The sequence below is a fragment of the Pseudomonas sp. HLMP genome, from assembly GCF_046365545.1.
Classification (GTDB): Bacteria; Pseudomonadota; Gammaproteobacteria; order Pseudomonadales; family Pseudomonadaceae; genus Aquipseudomonas; species Aquipseudomonas guariconensis_B.
In genome coordinates, this window is sequence record NZ_JBDLLR010000001.1 from 926,999 (window position 1) to 942,466 (window position 15,468).

12 protein-coding genes are annotated in these 15,468 nt (G+C 61.0%); 8 read left to right on the plus strand and 4 right to left on the minus strand.

Features of this window, described 5'->3' with window-relative positions; translation table 11 throughout:
- Positions 1-297: 297 nt before the first annotated feature.
- A complete protein-coding gene (locus ABFA30_RS04480) occupies positions 298-1,611 on the plus strand; it encodes a sigma-54 interaction domain-containing protein (protein WP_368815808.1) in 1,314 nt (437 codons plus the stop codon).
- A 50-nt stretch (positions 1,612-1,661) separates the two neighbouring features.
- Here the strand turns inward: ABFA30_RS04480 and gyrB are convergent, their stop codons facing one another.
- Genes gyrB through dnaA form a run of 4 tightly spaced genes read right to left on the minus strand, consistent with a single transcriptional unit; the run spans position 1,662 to position 7,884 of the window.
- Positions 1,662-4,082: a DNA topoisomerase (ATP-hydrolyzing) subunit B gene (gyrB, locus tag ABFA30_RS04485; protein ID WP_253080405.1), complete on the minus strand. Its 2,421-nt coding sequence runs from the start codon at positions 4,080-4,082 to the stop codon at positions 1,662-1,664.
- Between the two features lie 4 nt (positions 4,083-4,086).
- Positions 4,087-5,190, minus strand: coding sequence for a DNA replication/repair protein RecF (gene recF / locus ABFA30_RS04490; protein WP_225786848.1), 1,104 nt, complete (start codon positions 5,188-5,190; stop codon positions 4,087-4,089).
- Positions 5,191-5,204: 14 nt separating this feature from the next.
- Positions 5,205-6,308, minus strand: a complete 1,104-nt coding sequence (gene dnaN, locus ABFA30_RS04495) for a DNA polymerase III subunit beta (RefSeq protein ID WP_225786847.1) — start codon at positions 6,306-6,308, stop codon at positions 5,205-5,207.
- A gap of 40 nt (positions 6,309-6,348) precedes the next feature.
- A complete protein-coding gene (gene dnaA / locus ABFA30_RS04500; RefSeq protein WP_225786846.1) occupies positions 6,349-7,884 on the minus strand; it encodes a chromosomal replication initiator protein DnaA in 1,536 nt (511 codons plus the stop codon).
- A 583-nt stretch (positions 7,885-8,467) separates the two neighbouring features.
- On the opposite strand from dnaA, the gene rpmH reads away from it, so the two are divergent.
- From rpmH to rsmG, 7 genes are all read left to right on the plus strand, one after another.
- Entirely contained in the window at positions 8,468-8,602 is a 135-nt protein-coding gene (gene rpmH / locus ABFA30_RS04505) for a 50S ribosomal protein L34 (protein ID WP_003253163.1), read from the plus strand.
- Between the two features lie 13 nt (positions 8,603-8,615).
- Positions 8,616-9,020 carry a ribonuclease P protein component gene (gene rnpA / locus ABFA30_RS04510; protein WP_084855253.1) on the plus strand — a complete coding sequence of 135 codons (405 nt, stop codon included), beginning with the start codon at positions 8,616-8,618 and terminating at the stop codon, positions 9,018-9,020.
- On the plus strand, positions 9,013-9,258 hold the full coding sequence (gene yidD / locus ABFA30_RS04515) for a membrane protein insertion efficiency factor YidD (RefSeq protein ID WP_166890638.1): 246 nt from the start codon (positions 9,013-9,015) through the stop codon (positions 9,256-9,258). Before rnpA ends, yidD begins: the two co-directional genes overlap by 8 nt.
- Before the next feature lie 2 nt (positions 9,259-9,260).
- Entirely contained in the window at positions 9,261-10,943 is a 1,683-nt protein-coding gene (gene yidC / locus ABFA30_RS04520) for a membrane protein insertase YidC (protein WP_225786845.1), read from the plus strand.
- A gap of 86 nt (positions 10,944-11,029) precedes the next feature.
- On the plus strand, positions 11,030-12,400 hold the full coding sequence (mnmE, locus tag ABFA30_RS04525; protein WP_253080404.1) for a tRNA uridine-5-carboxymethylaminomethyl(34) synthesis GTPase MnmE: 1,371 nt from the start codon (positions 11,030-11,032) through the stop codon (positions 12,398-12,400).
- A gap of 511 nt (positions 12,401-12,911) precedes the next feature.
- Positions 12,912-14,804 carry a tRNA uridine-5-carboxymethylaminomethyl(34) synthesis enzyme MnmG gene (gene mnmG, locus ABFA30_RS04530; RefSeq protein WP_225786843.1) on the plus strand — a complete coding sequence of 631 codons (1,893 nt, stop codon included), beginning with the start codon at positions 12,912-12,914 and terminating at the stop codon, positions 14,802-14,804.
- Positions 14,801-15,451 (plus strand): 16S rRNA (guanine(527)-N(7))-methyltransferase RsmG, encoded by a 651-nt coding sequence (gene rsmG / locus ABFA30_RS04535; protein ID WP_225786842.1) that lies wholly within the window; start codon positions 14,801-14,803, stop codon positions 15,449-15,451. The genes mnmG and rsmG overlap by 4 nt, the downstream gene beginning before the upstream one ends.
- Positions 15,452-15,468 lie beyond the last annotated feature (17 nt).

Sequence of the window (15,468 nt, forward strand, 5' to 3'; positions counted from 1 at the left end):
TAGAGGCGTAGGCAGTGTCCCGGGGTTTATCAAGATGCATGCCAGCAATAATTGGGCATCTGCGCCGTCCTTTTCGCGGGCAAGCCCGCTCCCACAGGGTCAGGTGCAGGCCCCTGGAACAGGGCATCCTGTAGGGGCGGCCTTGCCCGCGAAAAGGCGTGCACCGAGGATTCGGCTCACCCAGCCCAAGCATTCCATACCAGCTCTGGCAGTCCCTTCTGGCAGTCGACTGACAGCCAATGGCAGTGTTTGGCAGTCCCTGCTACCCTCGCCGGGTACTTCCCATCGGCCACCTTCATGTCCGCGCTTTCCGTGTATCCCGACCATCCCGCCATCCTCGCCCTGGTGTCCTACCTGGAACACGATGTGCACCCAAGCATCATCCTCGACACCGACTACAACATCCTCGCCGCCAACGCCGCCTACCGCCGGCAGTTCGGCACGGACGACCAGGCACCGTTGGGTGAAAAGTGCCACCGTGTCTCCCACCACTATGCCGTGCCGTGCGACCAGGCCGGTGAGCATTGCCCCCTGCGCAAGGCCTTGGACAGCAAGGTGCCGGAGCGCGTCCTGCACATCCACCACACCCCCCGTGGGCCCGAGCACGTGGACGTGGAATTGCGACCGATCCTCGATGAGCAGGGCAGGGTGGTGGCCTTCGTCGAACGCCTGACCAGCGTCACCCTGGCCTCCGCACAACCCCAACAGCAAGGCCTGGTCGGGCGCGCCCCTGCCTTCAAGACGGCCCTTGCCAGCCTGCAGCGGGCAGCGCCGGCGCAGATCCCGGTGCTGCTGCAGGGCGAGTCCGGTACCGGCAAGGAACTGTTCGCCCGCGCCCTGCACCTGGGCAGTCCTCGGGCCAACGGGCCGCTGGTGGTGGTCGATTGCACGGGGCTTACCGAGTCGCTGTTCGAGAGCGAGCTGTTCGGCTACGAGAAGGGCGCATTCACCGGCGCGACCCAGCGCAAGATCGGCCTGGCCGAGGCGGCCCATGGCGGCACCCTGTTCCTCGACGAAATCGGTGAAGTGCCGCTGGCCATGCAGGTGAAGTTGCTGCGCCTGATCGAGTCGGGCAGCTTTCGCCCGGTTGGCAGCTTGCGCACGGTGCATTCGGACTTTCGCCTGGTGTCAGCGACGCACAAGCCGCTGAAGGAGATGGTCGCGGCCGGGACCTTCCGCGAAGATCTTTACTACCGCATCAGCGGTTTCCCCATTCGCCTGCCAGCCCTGCGGGAGCGGGTCGAAGACCTGCCCTTGCTGGCCGAGAGCTTGTTGCAACGCATGGGCAAGCAACCACCCCGGCTGACGCCGAAGGCGCTCGAGCGGCTCAGCTTGCATCCGTTCCCGGGCAATATCCGCGAGCTGCGCAACATACTCGAACGGGCGCGCCTGTTCGCCGACGACGGCCTGATTCGTCCTGAGCATTTGCCGGAAGACATTGGCCCCAGTGCAGGGGCAGGGCAGGTGGCGCCACGCCGTCGTGGCCGCAATGAGTTGAGCGACCTGGCGCACGCCCTGGAAAGCTTCCAAGGATCGCGTAGCGAGCTGGCTCGGTATCTGGGTATGAGTGAACGTACCCTGTATCGACGCTTGCGAGAGTTGGGGATCTGAACGAAAAAAGGGGCTGCAAAAGCAGCCCCTTTTTTCGTTCGCCGACCTGATCAGAAATCCAGGTTAGCCACCGACAGCGCATTGCTTTCGATGAACTCACGACGTGGTTCCACCGCATCCCCCATCAAGGTGTTGAAGATCTGATCGGCTGCGATCGCATCTTCGATAGTCACCTTGAGCATGCGACGGACGTTCGGGTCCATGGTGGTTTCCCACAGCTGATCCGGGTTCATCTCACCCAGACCTTTGTATCGCTGGATGGTGTGGCGCTTGGCGGTTTCGTTCATCAGCCAGTCCAGAGCTTCCTTGAACTCGCTGACCGCCTTGCGACGCTCGCCCCGCTGCACGTAGGCACCTTCGCCCAACAGGGTACTGAGCTTGGCGCCCAGGTTCACGACCGAACGGTAGTCGTTACTGCCGAAGAAGTCGCGGTTGAAGGTGACGTAGCTGGCCAGGCCGTGGGAGGTGATTTCCACTTCCGGCAGCCAGACGTTGCGCTCCTTGTCCTCGCGCAGGCTGGCCTGGTAGATCAGACCGGACTTCTGGCTGTTGTTCAGGCGCTCCTGGAGCTTGCCCAGCCAGGCCTGCATGACAGCGTGGTCGCCCAATTGCTCCAGGGTGACTTCCGGCAGGTAGATGAAGTGCTCGGTCAGCTCCTGCGGGTACAGACGCGACAGGCGCTTGAGGGTCTTCATCACACCACGGAATTCATTCACCAGGCCTTCGAGCTGCACACCGGAAACCGGTGGCGCCGACTCGTCCAGGTGCAGGCTGGCATCTTCCAGGGCCGACTGCGTCATGTATTCCTCCATGGCGTCGTCGTCCTTGATGTACTGCTCCTGCTTGCCTTTCTTCACCTTGTACAGCGGCGGCTGGGCGATGTAGATGTAGCCACGCTCGACCAGCTCGGGCAGTTGGCGGAAGAAGAAGGTCAGCAGCAAGGTACGGATGTGCGAACCGTCAACGTCAGCATCGGTCATGATGATGATGTTGTGATAACGCAGCTTGTCGATGTTGTACTCTTCGCGGCCAATGCCACAGCCCAGGGCGGTGATCAGGGTGCCGACCTCTTGGGACGAGATCATCTTGTCGAAACGTGCTTTCTCGACGTTGAGGATCTTGCCTTTGAGCGGCAGGATCGCCTGGGTACGACGGTTGCGGCCTTGCTTGGCCGAGCCACCCGCGGAGTCACCCTCCACCAAGTACAGTTCGGAAAGGGCAGGGTCCTTCTCCTGGCAGTCGGCGAGCTTGCCTGGCAGGCCCGCGATATCCAAGGCGCCTTTGCGGCGGGTCATTTCACGAGCCTTGCGTGCTGCTTCACGGGCACGGGCAGCATCGATCATCTTGCCGACGACGGCCTTGGCCTCGTTGGGGTTCTCCAACAGGAAGTCGGCGAAGTACTTGTTCATCTCCTGTTCCACGGCGGTCTTCACCTCCGAGGAAACCAGCTTGTCCTTGGTCTGCGAGCTGAACTTGGGATCCGGCACCTTGACCGAGATGATTGCGGTCAGGCCTTCACGCGCATCGTCACCGGTGGTCGAGACCTTGTTCTTCTTGGCCAGACCTTCCTGTTCGATGTAGTTGTTCAGGTTGCGGGTCAGCGCCGAGCGGAAGCCCACCAAGTGGGTACCACCGTCACGCTGTGGAATGTTGTTGGTGAAGCACAGCAGGTTTTCGTTGAAGCTGTCGTTCCACTGCAGGGCTACCTCGACCCCCACGCCGTCGTCACGCTGGACACTGAAGTGGAAGACCTGGGAGTTCACCGGGGTCTTGTTGGTGTTCAGGTATTCGACGAATGCACGCAGACCACCTTCGTACTTGAAGAACTCTTCCTTGCCGGTGCGCTCGTCCTTGAGCATGATGCCGACGCCCGAGTTGAGGAACGACAGCTCACGGATACGCTTGGCCAGGATGTCCCAGCTGAAGTGGATGTTCTTGAAGGTTTCTGCCGACGGCTTGAAATGAATGTGGGTGCCGGTGGTTTCGCTTTCACCAACGACCTCCATTGGCGCCTGTGGAACACCATGGACGTAGGTTTGTTCCCAGATCTTGCCGCTGCGGCGTACGGTCAGTACCAGCTTCTCGGAGAGGGCGTTCACCACGGAAACACCTACGCCGTGCAGGCCGCCAGAAACCTTGTAGGAGTTGTCATCGAATTTACCGCCTGCGTGCAAGACGGTCATGATCACTTCGGCAGCCGACACGCCTTCTTCTTTATGCACATCGACCGGAATGCCGCGACCGTTATCGCGAACACTGATGGATTCGTCCGGGTGGATGATGACAGTGATGTCGTCGCAGTGACCGGCGAGGGCCTCGTCGATCGAGTTATCGACCACCTCGAATACCATGTGGTGCAGGCCGCTACCATCATCGGTGTCGCCAATGTACATGCCGGGGCGTTTGCGCACGGCATCCAGTCCTTTCAGCACCTTGATGCTGGAGGAGTCGTACGTTTGATTTTCGCTCATGCCTTCACTCCCGATGGTCGTGGGTCTGGGTGATACGGCCCTGTTCCACGTGGAACAAAGCAACTGGCGTTTCCTTCTGCCAGCCTTCCCTCAGTAATTCGTGATCTACACAGGTGATAAACACCTGGCAGTTTAATTCTTCGAGCAAGCGGCACAGCGCACGGCGATGCTGCTCATCCAGTTCGGACGGCAAGTCATCGACAAGATAAATACAGTGACCGCGACGAGCTTGACTGACGAGATGGCCCTGGGCTATTCGCAAGGCGCAAACCACCAGTTTCTGCTGACCTCGTGACAGGATGTCGGCGGCGTTGTTCGCGCTCAATCGCAGACGCAAATCGGCTCGCTGTGGTCCCGCCTGGGTGTGACCCATCTGCTGATCGCGAAGAAGGGAGGAGGCGAGTACTTCGTTGAGTTCCCGGTCCTTGTCCCAGCCTCGGTAGTAGCTAAGGGTCAGTCCTTCCAGTTCGACCAGTTCGCTCAGGGTTCGCTCGAAGACAGGCTTCAAGGCCTTGATATAGTTGCGACGGTATTCATCTATTTCCGCGCTGGCCAGGCACAATTCCCGGTCCCAGGCGGCTTGCGAAGCAGCGTCAAGTGTACCATGACGCAACCATGAGTTCCGCTGCCGCAGCGCCTTCTGCAGTCGTTGCCAGGCCGCCATGAATCGAGGTTCCACGTGGAACACTCCCCAATCCAGGAACTGCCGGCGGATCTTGGGCGCCCCTTCGAGCAGGCGGAAGCTGTCTGGGTTGATCAGTTGCAAGGGCAGCATTTCCGCCAACTGGGCCGTGCTGCGGGCATTCTGCCCATCGATGCGGATGGTGAATTCTCCCTGGCGATCGCGAGAGATCCCCAGGCTGCTGGTTCCCCCCTCTACCAACTGGACCTCGCCGAATACGGTGCATGTCGGCTGCTCGTACTGGATGACCGGGTTCAAGCGGGTGCTGCGAAACGAACGCGCCAGCCCAAGCAGGTGCACGGCTTCCAGCACGCTGGTCTTGCCGCTGCCGTTGTCGCCGTAGAGGATGTTGATGCGAGGAGAGGGGGAGAGGGTCACCGGGTGCAGGTTGCGCACCGCGGTGACCATGATACGTCGAAGGGACATTTGGCCTGCTACGGTTACAGACGCATCGGCATGACAACGTAGGACGAGTCGTCGTTACCGGCTTCCTGGAGCAGGGCGCTGCTGTTGGAGTCGGAGAGGATCAGGCGAACCTGTTCCGTGGTCATGACCCCCAGCACATCCAGCAGGTAGCTGACGTTGAAGCCGATCTCCAGCGAGCTACCGTTGTAATCGACGCTGATTTCTTCTTCCGCTTCTTCCTGTTCCGGGTTGTTGGCCTGGATCTTCAATTGGCCAGCGGCCAGTTGCAGGCGGATACCGCGGTACTTCTCGTTGGACAGGATCGCGGTGCGGCTGAAGGCTTCGCGCAGCGCCTGGCGATCACCGATCACCAGCTTGTCGCCGCCCTTGGGCAGTACGCGCTCATAATCGGGGAACTTGCCGTCGACAAGCTTCGAGGTGAAGGTGAATTCGCCAGTGGTCGCGCGGATATGGTGCTGGCCCAGCACGATGCTGACCATGCCTTCCGGGTCGGTGAGCAGGCGGGCCAGCTCGAGGATACCCTTGCGCGGCACGATGACCTGGTGGCGGTCAGCCTGGCCGATAGGCGCCTGCATGGAGCACAGGGCCAGGCGGTGACCATCGGTGGCAACGGCACGCAGGGTGTCGGTGGAGACTTCCAGCAACATGCCGTTGAGGTAGTAGCGCACGTCCTGCTGGGCCATGGCGAAGCTGGTGCGCTCGATCAGCCGGCGCAGCTTGCTTTGCTCCAGGTTGCAGGTCAGCGAGCCAGGGCCTTCCTCGACGGTCGGGAAATCGTTGGCCGGCAGGGTCGACAGGGTGAAGCGGCTACGACCGGCCTTGACCAGCAGTTTCTGCTCGTCGACCTTGATATCGATCAGCACGTCGTTCGGCAGGCTCTTGCAGATGTCCATCAGCTTGCGCGCCGGGACGGTGATCTCGCCAGGCTCGGCCGGCTCTTCCAGTTGTACGCGGCCAACCAGTTCGACTTCCAGGTCGGTACCGGTCAACGACAGTTGCTGGCCTTGTACGACCAGCAGCACGTTGGACAGGACCGGCAAGGTCTGGCGGCGCTCGACGACACCTGCGACCAGTTGCAGGGGTTTCAACAGGGCTTCGCGTTGAATGGTGAAATGCATGGTCTAGTCCCTTGCCTTCAATAAGCTGCACCGACACCCATCAGGTCGTCAGCGTCCGCAGCAGGTTCTTGTAGTCCTCGCGGATGTCCGCGTCGGATTCCTTCAATTCGTTGATCTTGCGGCAGGCGTGCAGCACGGTGGTGTGGTCACGGCCGCCGAACATGTCGCCGATCTCCGGCAGACTGTGGTTGGTCAGCTCCTTGGACAGGGCCATGGCCACCTGCCGGGGACGGGCCACCGATCGCGAACGCCGCTTGGACAACAGATCGGCGATCTTGATCTTGTAGTACTCGGCCACGGTGCGCTGGATGTTATCCACACTGACCAGCTTGTCCTGCAACGCCAGCAGGTCCTTGAGCGACTCCCGGATCAGCTCGATGGTGATATCCCGGCCCATGAAGTGCGAATGGGCGATCACCCGTTTCAGGGCACCTTCCAGTTCACGCACGTTGGAACGGATGCGCTGGGCAATGAAGAACGCCGCATCATGCGGCAGCTCGACCTTCGCCTGGTCGGCCTTCTTCATGAGAATCGCCACGCGGGTTTCCAGTTCCGGTGGCTCGACGGCTACCGTCAGGCCCCAGCCGAAACGGGACTTCAGGCGCTCTTCCAGGCCTTCGATTTCCTTCGGGTAGCGGTCGCTGGTGAGAATCACCTGCTGGCCGCCCTCGAGCAGGGCGTTGAAGGTGTGGAAGAACTCTTCCTGGGAGCGTTCCTTGCGGGCGAAGAACTGAATGTCGTCGATCAGCAAGGCATCGACCGAACGATAGAAACGCTTGAACTCGTTGATCGCGTTCAACTGCAGCGCCTTGACCATGTCTGCGACGAAACGCTCGGAATGCAGGTACACCACCTTGGCATTCGGATTCTTCTTCAGCAGATGGTTACCCACAGCGTGCATGAGGTGGGTCTTACCCAGGCCTACGCCGCCATACAGGAAAAGCGGGTTGTAGCCATGCTTGGGATTGTCGGCGACCTGCCAGGCGGCCGCACGGGCCAACTGGTTGGACTTACCTTCGACGAAGGTTTCGAAGGTGAAGGTCCGGTTCAGGTAGCTGGTGTGCTTGAGCGCACCTTCGACCTGCACGGTGCGTTGTTCGGTTCGAGCCGTGGCTGCCGGTGCTGGGGCGGTTTCGCCCATGGCATCGAAACTGTCGCGCGAAGACGGCTCCTCGATCTCGTTGACCAGTACCGGCTCGATCGCAGGCTCGGCGATCGGCTCGTTGTGGACCACTACCTGTGCCGGCTGCTGCGCCTGGGCTTGCTGGGCCAGGCTGGCGGCAACCGCGGCACTGACCGGCGCATTGGGGGCGGCACGCGGCGCAGAGCTGCGGCGGCTGCCTATTAATAAGGAAAGGGCAGGCGCAATGCCGTTGCCGTGCTCACCCAACAGCTCGAGCAAACGGCCCAGGTACTTTTCATTGACCCAATCGAGAACGAAACGGTTGGGCGCATAGACGCGCAACTCGTCGCCTTCGGCTTCGACCTGTAGCGGACGGATCCAGGTGTTGAATTGCTGGGCAGGCAGTTCATCGCGCAGAAGCTCCACGCACTGCTGCCAAAGTTCCACTGACACGGATATCCCCTGAGTTTGAAAGCCGGATGAGGCAAAAACAAACCGCCATTGTACCGGGCGGGCGACCACTTATCCACATGTGGCAACGACTCACCGAGTGGCAAATCGGTCAATTCACAACCAAAACGCCACCCACGCCGTGTGAATAAGCTCTGTGGATAACCTCCCTTGAGGGCTATGCACAACCCTGACCTGAAACCAGTGGATAACTCGCCTGTGGATAAGCAGCCTTTCGATCCACAGCTTTTCCGCGGGCCCGGCACAGCCAGAACACCTCTTACCGACAGGGTTATGAATCTCTGTACAGCGCGTGTTTTCTTGCCTTAACGAGGTTATCCACAGAAAGTTATCCACTAAAGATCTATAAGTTCTTCAGAAAAGCTTTTTATATGTCCTTCTGTTTTTTCATGTTGTCGTCTCGTGTCGGCCTGATCAAGCCTTCAGAGGCATCGGGGCAGATCAGGCCTTCCATAAGGAAAGGCTGGTTGGAAATTGACCTATTGGCTTGCTTTCTCTAGAATCGCCGATCTCTTAAAAAGGGGGCCATTCCGGCCCGTTGTCGACGAACCCAGGTAACAACGCCATGAAACGTACTTTCCAACCAAGCACCATCAAGCGCGCGCGCACCCACGGCTTCCGTGCCCGTATGGCTACCAAGAACGGCCGCGCTGTTCTGTCGCGTCGTCGTGCCAAAGGCCGTAAGCGTCTGGCAATTTGATTTTTCGGCACAGGTGGTGAGTCAGGACTTCAGTCGGGACAAGCGACTGCTTACACCCCGGCATTTCAAAGCGGTCTTCGACTCCCCAACCGGCAAGGTTCCAGGGAAAAACCTGCTTATCCTTGCCCGCGAGAACGGCCTCGATCATCCACGGCTCGGCCTGGTGATCGGCAAGAAGAGCGTCAAGCTCGCCGTTCAACGCAATCGCCTCAAACGCTTGATGCGCGATTCCTTTCGCCTGAACCAGCAGATGCTCGCTGGCCTGGACATCGTGATCGTCGCGCGCAAGGGATTGGGCGAGATCGAGAACCCAGAATTGCACCAACACTTTGGCAAGCTCTGGAAGCGCCTGGTACGCAGTCGGCCCTCTCCAGCGGTTAACGCCGATTCCGCAGGGGTAGACAGTCACGATGCGTAAACTGGCCCTCGTTCCGATCCAGTTTTACCGTTACGCCATTAGTCCACTGATGGCCAGTCACTGTCGTTTCTACCCCAGTTGCTCCTGTTACGCCTATGAAGCCATCGAAACCCATGGCCTCTTGCGTGGCGGGTGGCTAGCCGTTCGTCGCCTGGGGCGCTGTCATCCGTGGAACGACGGTGGTTTCGATCCCGTTCCACCAGCTCCTTCCTCCCGAACTTCTTCGATAGCCGAGTAATCATGGATATTAAACGCACGATCCTGATCGTCGCCCTGGCAATCGTGTCCTACGTCCTGGTCCTCAAGTGGAACCAGGACTACGGCCAGGCTGCCTTGCCGACTCAGAATACTGCTGCCAGCAACGTTGCCCCGGCGCTGCCGGACACCGTGCCGGCCGGCAACGATGGCGCCAGCGCCGATGTGCCGAGCGCCAACGCTGAATCCAGCCCAGCCGAACTGGCGCCGGTCGCGGTCAGCAAGGACCTGGTCCGGATCAAGACCGATGTCCTGGACCTGGCTATCGACCCGGTGGGCGGCGACATCGTCCAGCTGACCCTGCCGAAATACCCACGTCGCCAGGACCATCCGGACATTCCGTTCCAGCTGTTCGACAACGGCAGCGAGCGTGTCTACCTGGCCCAAAGCGGCCTGACCGGCGCCAACGGCCCGGATGCCCGTGCCAGTGGTCGCCCGCTGTACGCCACCGAACAGAAGCACTACCAGCTGGCCGACGGCCAGGACCAACTGGTGGTCGACCTGAAGTTCAGCGACAACGGCGTCAACTACATCAAGCGCTTCACCTTCAAGCGCGGCGAATACGACCTGGCTGTCAGCTACCTGATCGACAACCAGAGCAGCCAGGCCTGGACCGGCAATCTGTTCGCCCAGCTCAAGCGTGACGCCAGCTCCGACCCGTCGTCGAGCACTGCCACCGGCACCGCGACCTACCTGGGCGCAGCCCTGTGGACAGCTTCGGAGCCGTACAAGAAAGTGTCGATGAAGGACATCGACAAGGGCAGCTTGAAAGAAAATGTGTCCGGCGGCTGGGTCGCCTGGCTGCAGCACTACTTCGTGACCGCCTGGATCCCGAACGCCTCGGACAACAACGTCGTCCAGACCCGCAAGGACAGCCAGGGCAACTACATCATCGGCTACACCGGCCCGGCGCTGAACGTGCCTGCCGGCGGCAAGGCCGAAACCAGCGCCATGCTGTATGCCGGCCCGAAGATCCAGTCCAAGCTCAAGGAGTTGTCCCCAGGCCTGGAACTGACCGTCGACTACGGCTTCCTGTGGTTCATCGCCCAGCCGATCTTCTGGCTGCTGCAACATATCCACAGCCTGCTGGGCAACTGGGGCTGGTCGATCATCGTCCTGACCATGCTCATCAAGGGCCTGTTCTTCCCGCTCTCGGCCGCCAGCTACCGTTCGATGGCGCGCATGCGTGCCGTGGCGCCGAAGCTGCAGCAGCTCAAGGAACGCTTCGGTGACGATCGCCAGAAGATGTCCCAGGCGATGATGGAGCTGTACAAGAAAGAGAAGATCAATCCGCTGGGTGGCTGCCTGCCGATCCTGGTGCAGATGCCAGTGTTCCTGGCCCTGTACTGGGTACTGCTGGAAAGCGTGGAAATGCGCCAGGCCCCATGGATGCTGTGGATCACCGACCTGTCGATCAAGGATCCGTTCTTCATCCTGCCGATCATCATGGGCGCCACCATGTTCATCCAGCAGAAGCTGAACCCGACTCCGCCGGATCCGATGCAGGCGAAGGTCATGAAAATGATGCCGATCATCTTCACCTTCTTCTTCCTGTGGTTCCCGGCCGGCCTGGTACTGTACTGGGTTGTGAACAACTGCCTGTCGATCGCGCAGCAGTGGTACATCACCCGCGCCATCGAAGCCGCGACCAAGAAAGCGGCTGCTTGACGGGCTGCTGAGCTAGCCTGTGAATAAAAACGCCCCTTCGTGGGGCGTTTTTGCTATCTGTGTATTTTTCATAGAGGTTTTCGAGCATGAACACTGTGCGTGAAACCATCGCAGCCATCGCCACCGCCCAGGGGCGCGGAGGCGTTGGCATCGTCAGGCTGTCCGGCCCGTTGGCCAGCCAGGCGGGGCAGGCCATTACCGGCCTCTCCCTGACGCCACGCCATGCCCACTACGGCCCGTTCCGCGATGACCAGGGCCTGGTGCTGGACGAAGGCATCGCCTTGTTCTTCCCCGGGCCGAATTCGTTCACCGGCGAAGACGTCCTGGAACTGCAGGGGCATGGCGGGCCAGTGGTCATGGACATGCTGCTGCAGCGCTGCCTGCAACTGGGTTGCCGCCTGGCGCGGCCGGGCGAGTTCAGCGAGCGGGCATTTCTCAACGACAAGCTCGACCTGGCCCAGGCCGAAGCGATCGCCGACCTCATCGAGGCCAGCTCGACCCAGGCTGCGCGCAATGCCCTACGTTCGCTGCAGGGGGAATTCTCCAAGCGTGTGCATAACCTCACCGAAGCCTTGATCGCGCTGCGGATCTACGTCGAAGCGGCTATCGACTTCCCTGAGGAAGAGATCGACTTCCTCGCCGATGGCCATGTGTTGTCCATGCTCGATGCGGTGCGCAGCGAGTTGTCCACAGTGCAGCGCGAGGCCGGGCAGGGCGCCCTGCTGCGCGATGGCATGACCGTGGTCATCGCCGGCCGGCCCAATGCCGGCAAATCCAGCCTGCTCAACCGCTTGGCAGGCCGGGAGGCGGCCATCGTCACGGATATCGCCGGCACCACGCGGGATATCCTGCGCGAACATATCCACATCGACGGCATGCCGCTGCACGTGGTGGACACCGCCGGCCTGCGCGATACCGACGATCATGTGGAAAAGATCGGTGTGGAGCGTGCACTCAAGGCCATTGGCGAGGCTGATCGCGTCCTGCTGGTGGTGGACTCCACCGCACCGGAAGCCAGCGACCCGTTTGCGCTGTGGCCGGAGTTCCTCGACTTGCGACCCGATCCGGCCAAGGTCACTCTCATCCGCAACAAAGCAGACCTGAGCGGCGAGGCGGTGGCCATGGAGCAGAGCGAGGACGGCCACGTCACCCTCACGCTCAGCGCCAAGGGCGACGACGTGGGGCTGGAGCTGCTGCGGGAACACCTCAAGGCCTGCATGGGTTACGAACAGACCGCAGAGAGCAGTTTCAGCGCTCGCCGGCGTCACCTGGAGGCACTGCGCCAGGCAAGCGACCATCTCGAACATGGCCGTGCGCAATTGACCTTGGCGGGAGCCGGCGAACTGCTGGCCGAAGACCTGCGCCAGGCCCAGCAGGCGCTGGGGGAAATCACCGGGGCGTTCAGCTCCGACGATCTGCTGGGGCGCATCTTCTCCAGCTTCTGCATCGGCAAGTAACGTCCTCTTCTGGGGCGCCCTGCGCCCCATCGCGACACAACGCCGCTCCCGCAGGTACGGCGACCAATCCCTGACCTTATCTCCATTCCCTGACACCAGAAGTCATCAACAGGTGCGTATTCGCTCGCCTGAGCTCTGTGGAAAACTCGCCCTCAGCGCCGTTGATAACAGGGCGTTTTGGCTGAGGACAAATCCACCTGTGGGTAACACGCATTTTAATCCACAGGTTAAATGGCGTTATCCAGAGCCCTCAGGGTCACTGAGGCACAGGGTTATAAAATCCTCAAGGCGGCGATATGAAAGGCCTACAGAAGCTTATCCACAGGCAGGCAGGGGGCTAAGAATAAACATAAAAACAAAGCTTTTTTAAATTTTTCCTCTTTGTTTTCTTTTGCTCACCACTCATCCACAGCCTGGTCAAAATTTGCGCAAAAGGTTTCTTTAGGAGGGGGGAAGTCCCTATACTTGTCCGCTTACCTTTTCTATTCGCAAAACAGGCACGAGGTGCGTGGTGGATTTCCCTTCCCGTTTTGAAGTGATCGTCATCGGCGGCGGCCATGCCGGTACCGAGGCTGCGCTTGCGTCCGCACGCATGGGTGTGAAAACCCTGCTGCTGACCCATAACGTGGAAACCCTCGGTCACATGAGCTGCAACCCGGCCATCGGTGGTATCGGCAAGAGCCACCTGGTCAAGGAAATCGATGCGCTCGGCGGCGCCATGGCGCTGGCCACCGACAAGAGCGGCATCCAGTTCCGTATCCTGAACAACCGCAAAGGCCCGGCCGTACGTGCGACCCGTGCCCAGGCCGACCGCGCCATCTACAAGGCCGTGGTCCGCGAGGTCCTGGAAAACCAGCCGAACCTGTGGATATTCCAGCAGTCGTGCGATGACCTGATCGTCGAGCAGGACCAGGTCAAGGGCGTGGTCACCCAGATGGGTCTGCGCTTCTTCGCCGACTCCGTGGTACTGACCACCGGCACCTTTCTCGGTGGACTTATCCACATCGGCCTGCAGAACTATTCCGGTGGTCGCGCCGGCGATCCGCCCGCGATCGCCCTGGCCCACCGCCTGCGTGAGCTGCCGCTGCGTGTCGGTCGCCTGAAGACCGGCACACCACCGCGTATCGATGGCCGCTCTGTGGATTTCTCGGTAATGACCGAGCAGCCAGGCGACACGCCGATCCCGGTGATGTCCTTCATGGGCAAGGCCCAGATGCATCCACGCCAGGTCAGCTGCTGGATCACCCACACCAACGCCCGTACCCACGAGATCATCGCCTCGAACCTCGACCGTTCGCCGATGTACTCGGGCGTGATCGAAGGCGTTGGCCCACGCTATTGCCCGTCGATCGAAGACAAGATCCATCGCTTCGCCGACAAGGAAAGCCACCAGGTGTTCATCGAGCCGGAAGGCCTGACCACCCATGAGCTGTACCCCAACGGCATCTCCACGTCGCTGCCGTTCGATGTGCAGCTGGAGATCGTCCGCTCGATCCGTGGCATGGAGAATGCGCACATCGTTCGCCCGGGCTACGCCATCGAGTACGACTACTTCGACCCACGCGACCTGAAGTACAGCCTGGAGACCAAGGTCATCGGAGGCCTGTTCTTCGCCGGCCAGATCAACGGCACCACCGGCTACGAAGAGGCCGGTGCCCAGGGCCTGCTGGCGGGGACCAACGCTGCGTTGCGTGCCCAGGGTCGTGACAGTTGGTGCCCACGCCGCGACGAGGCCTACATCGGTGTGCTGGTCGACGACCTGATCACCCTCGGTACCCAGGAGCCGTACCGCATGTTCACCTCGCGCGCCGAATACCGGCTGATCCTGCGCGAGGACAATGCCGACCTACGCCTGACCGAGAAAGGCCGCGAGCTGGGCCTGATCGACGACGCCCGCTGGGCGGCGTTCTGCGCCAAGCGCGAAGGCATCGAACGCGAGGAACAGCGGCTGAAGTCGACCTGGGTGCGCCCGGGCACACCCGAAGGCCAGGCGGTTGTGGACAAGTTCGGCACGCCATTGAGTCATGAGTACAACCTGCTCAGCCTGCTGGCCCGCCCCGAGGTGGACTACGCTGGCCTGGTGGAGGCGACCGGTGGTGAATCCATCGATCCACAGGTGGCCGAGCAGGTCGAGATCAAGACCAAGTACGCCGGCTACATCGATCGCCAGCAGGACGAGATCGCCCGTCTGCGCGCCAGCGAGGACACCCGCCTGCCTGTGGATATCGACTACGCTTCGATCGCCGGCCTGTCCAAGGAGATCCAGGGCAAGCTCAGCCAGACCCGTCCGCAGACCCTGGGCCAGGCCTCGCGCATCCCAGGCGTGACCCCGGCGGCCATTTCCCTGTTGCTGATTCACCTGAAGAAACGCGGCGCAGGCCGCGAATTGGAGCAAAGCGCTTGAGTGCCCTGGTCACCCCGCAACACGCAGAGGAGTTGTCCACAGGTGCGCGCCAGCTCGGTGTCGAGCTGAGCCCGCAGCAGCACGAACAGCTGCTGGGCTACCTGGCCCTGCTGATCAAGTGGAACAAAGCCTATAACCTCACCGCGGTGCGTGATCCAGACGAGATGGTGTCGCGCCACCTGCTCGACAGCCTCAGCGTCATGCCGTTTATCCACAGCGACACGCAAAGCTGGCTGGATGTCGGCAGCGGCGGCGGCATGCCCGGCATCCCGCTGGCCATCCTGCATCCGCACAAGCAAGTGACGTTGCTCGACAGCAACGGCAAGAAAACCCGCTTCCTCACCCAGGTGAAGATGGAACTGAAACTGGACAACCTGCAGGTTATCCACAGCCGGGTCGAGGAGTTCCAGCCTGCGCAGCCGTTCTGCGGGATCGTCTCGCGAGCGTTCAGCAGCATGGAGAATTTCACCAACTGGACACGCCACCTGGGCGACGCACGGACGCAATGGCTTGCAATGAAGGGGCTGCATCCTGCCGATGAACTGGTAGCATTGCCCGCAGACTTCACAGTGGAAAGCGAGCAGGCCCTGACCGTTCCGGGTTGCCAGGGCCAGCGCCATCTGCTGATACTGCGCCGCAAGGCATGACTGGGAACACACGCAAC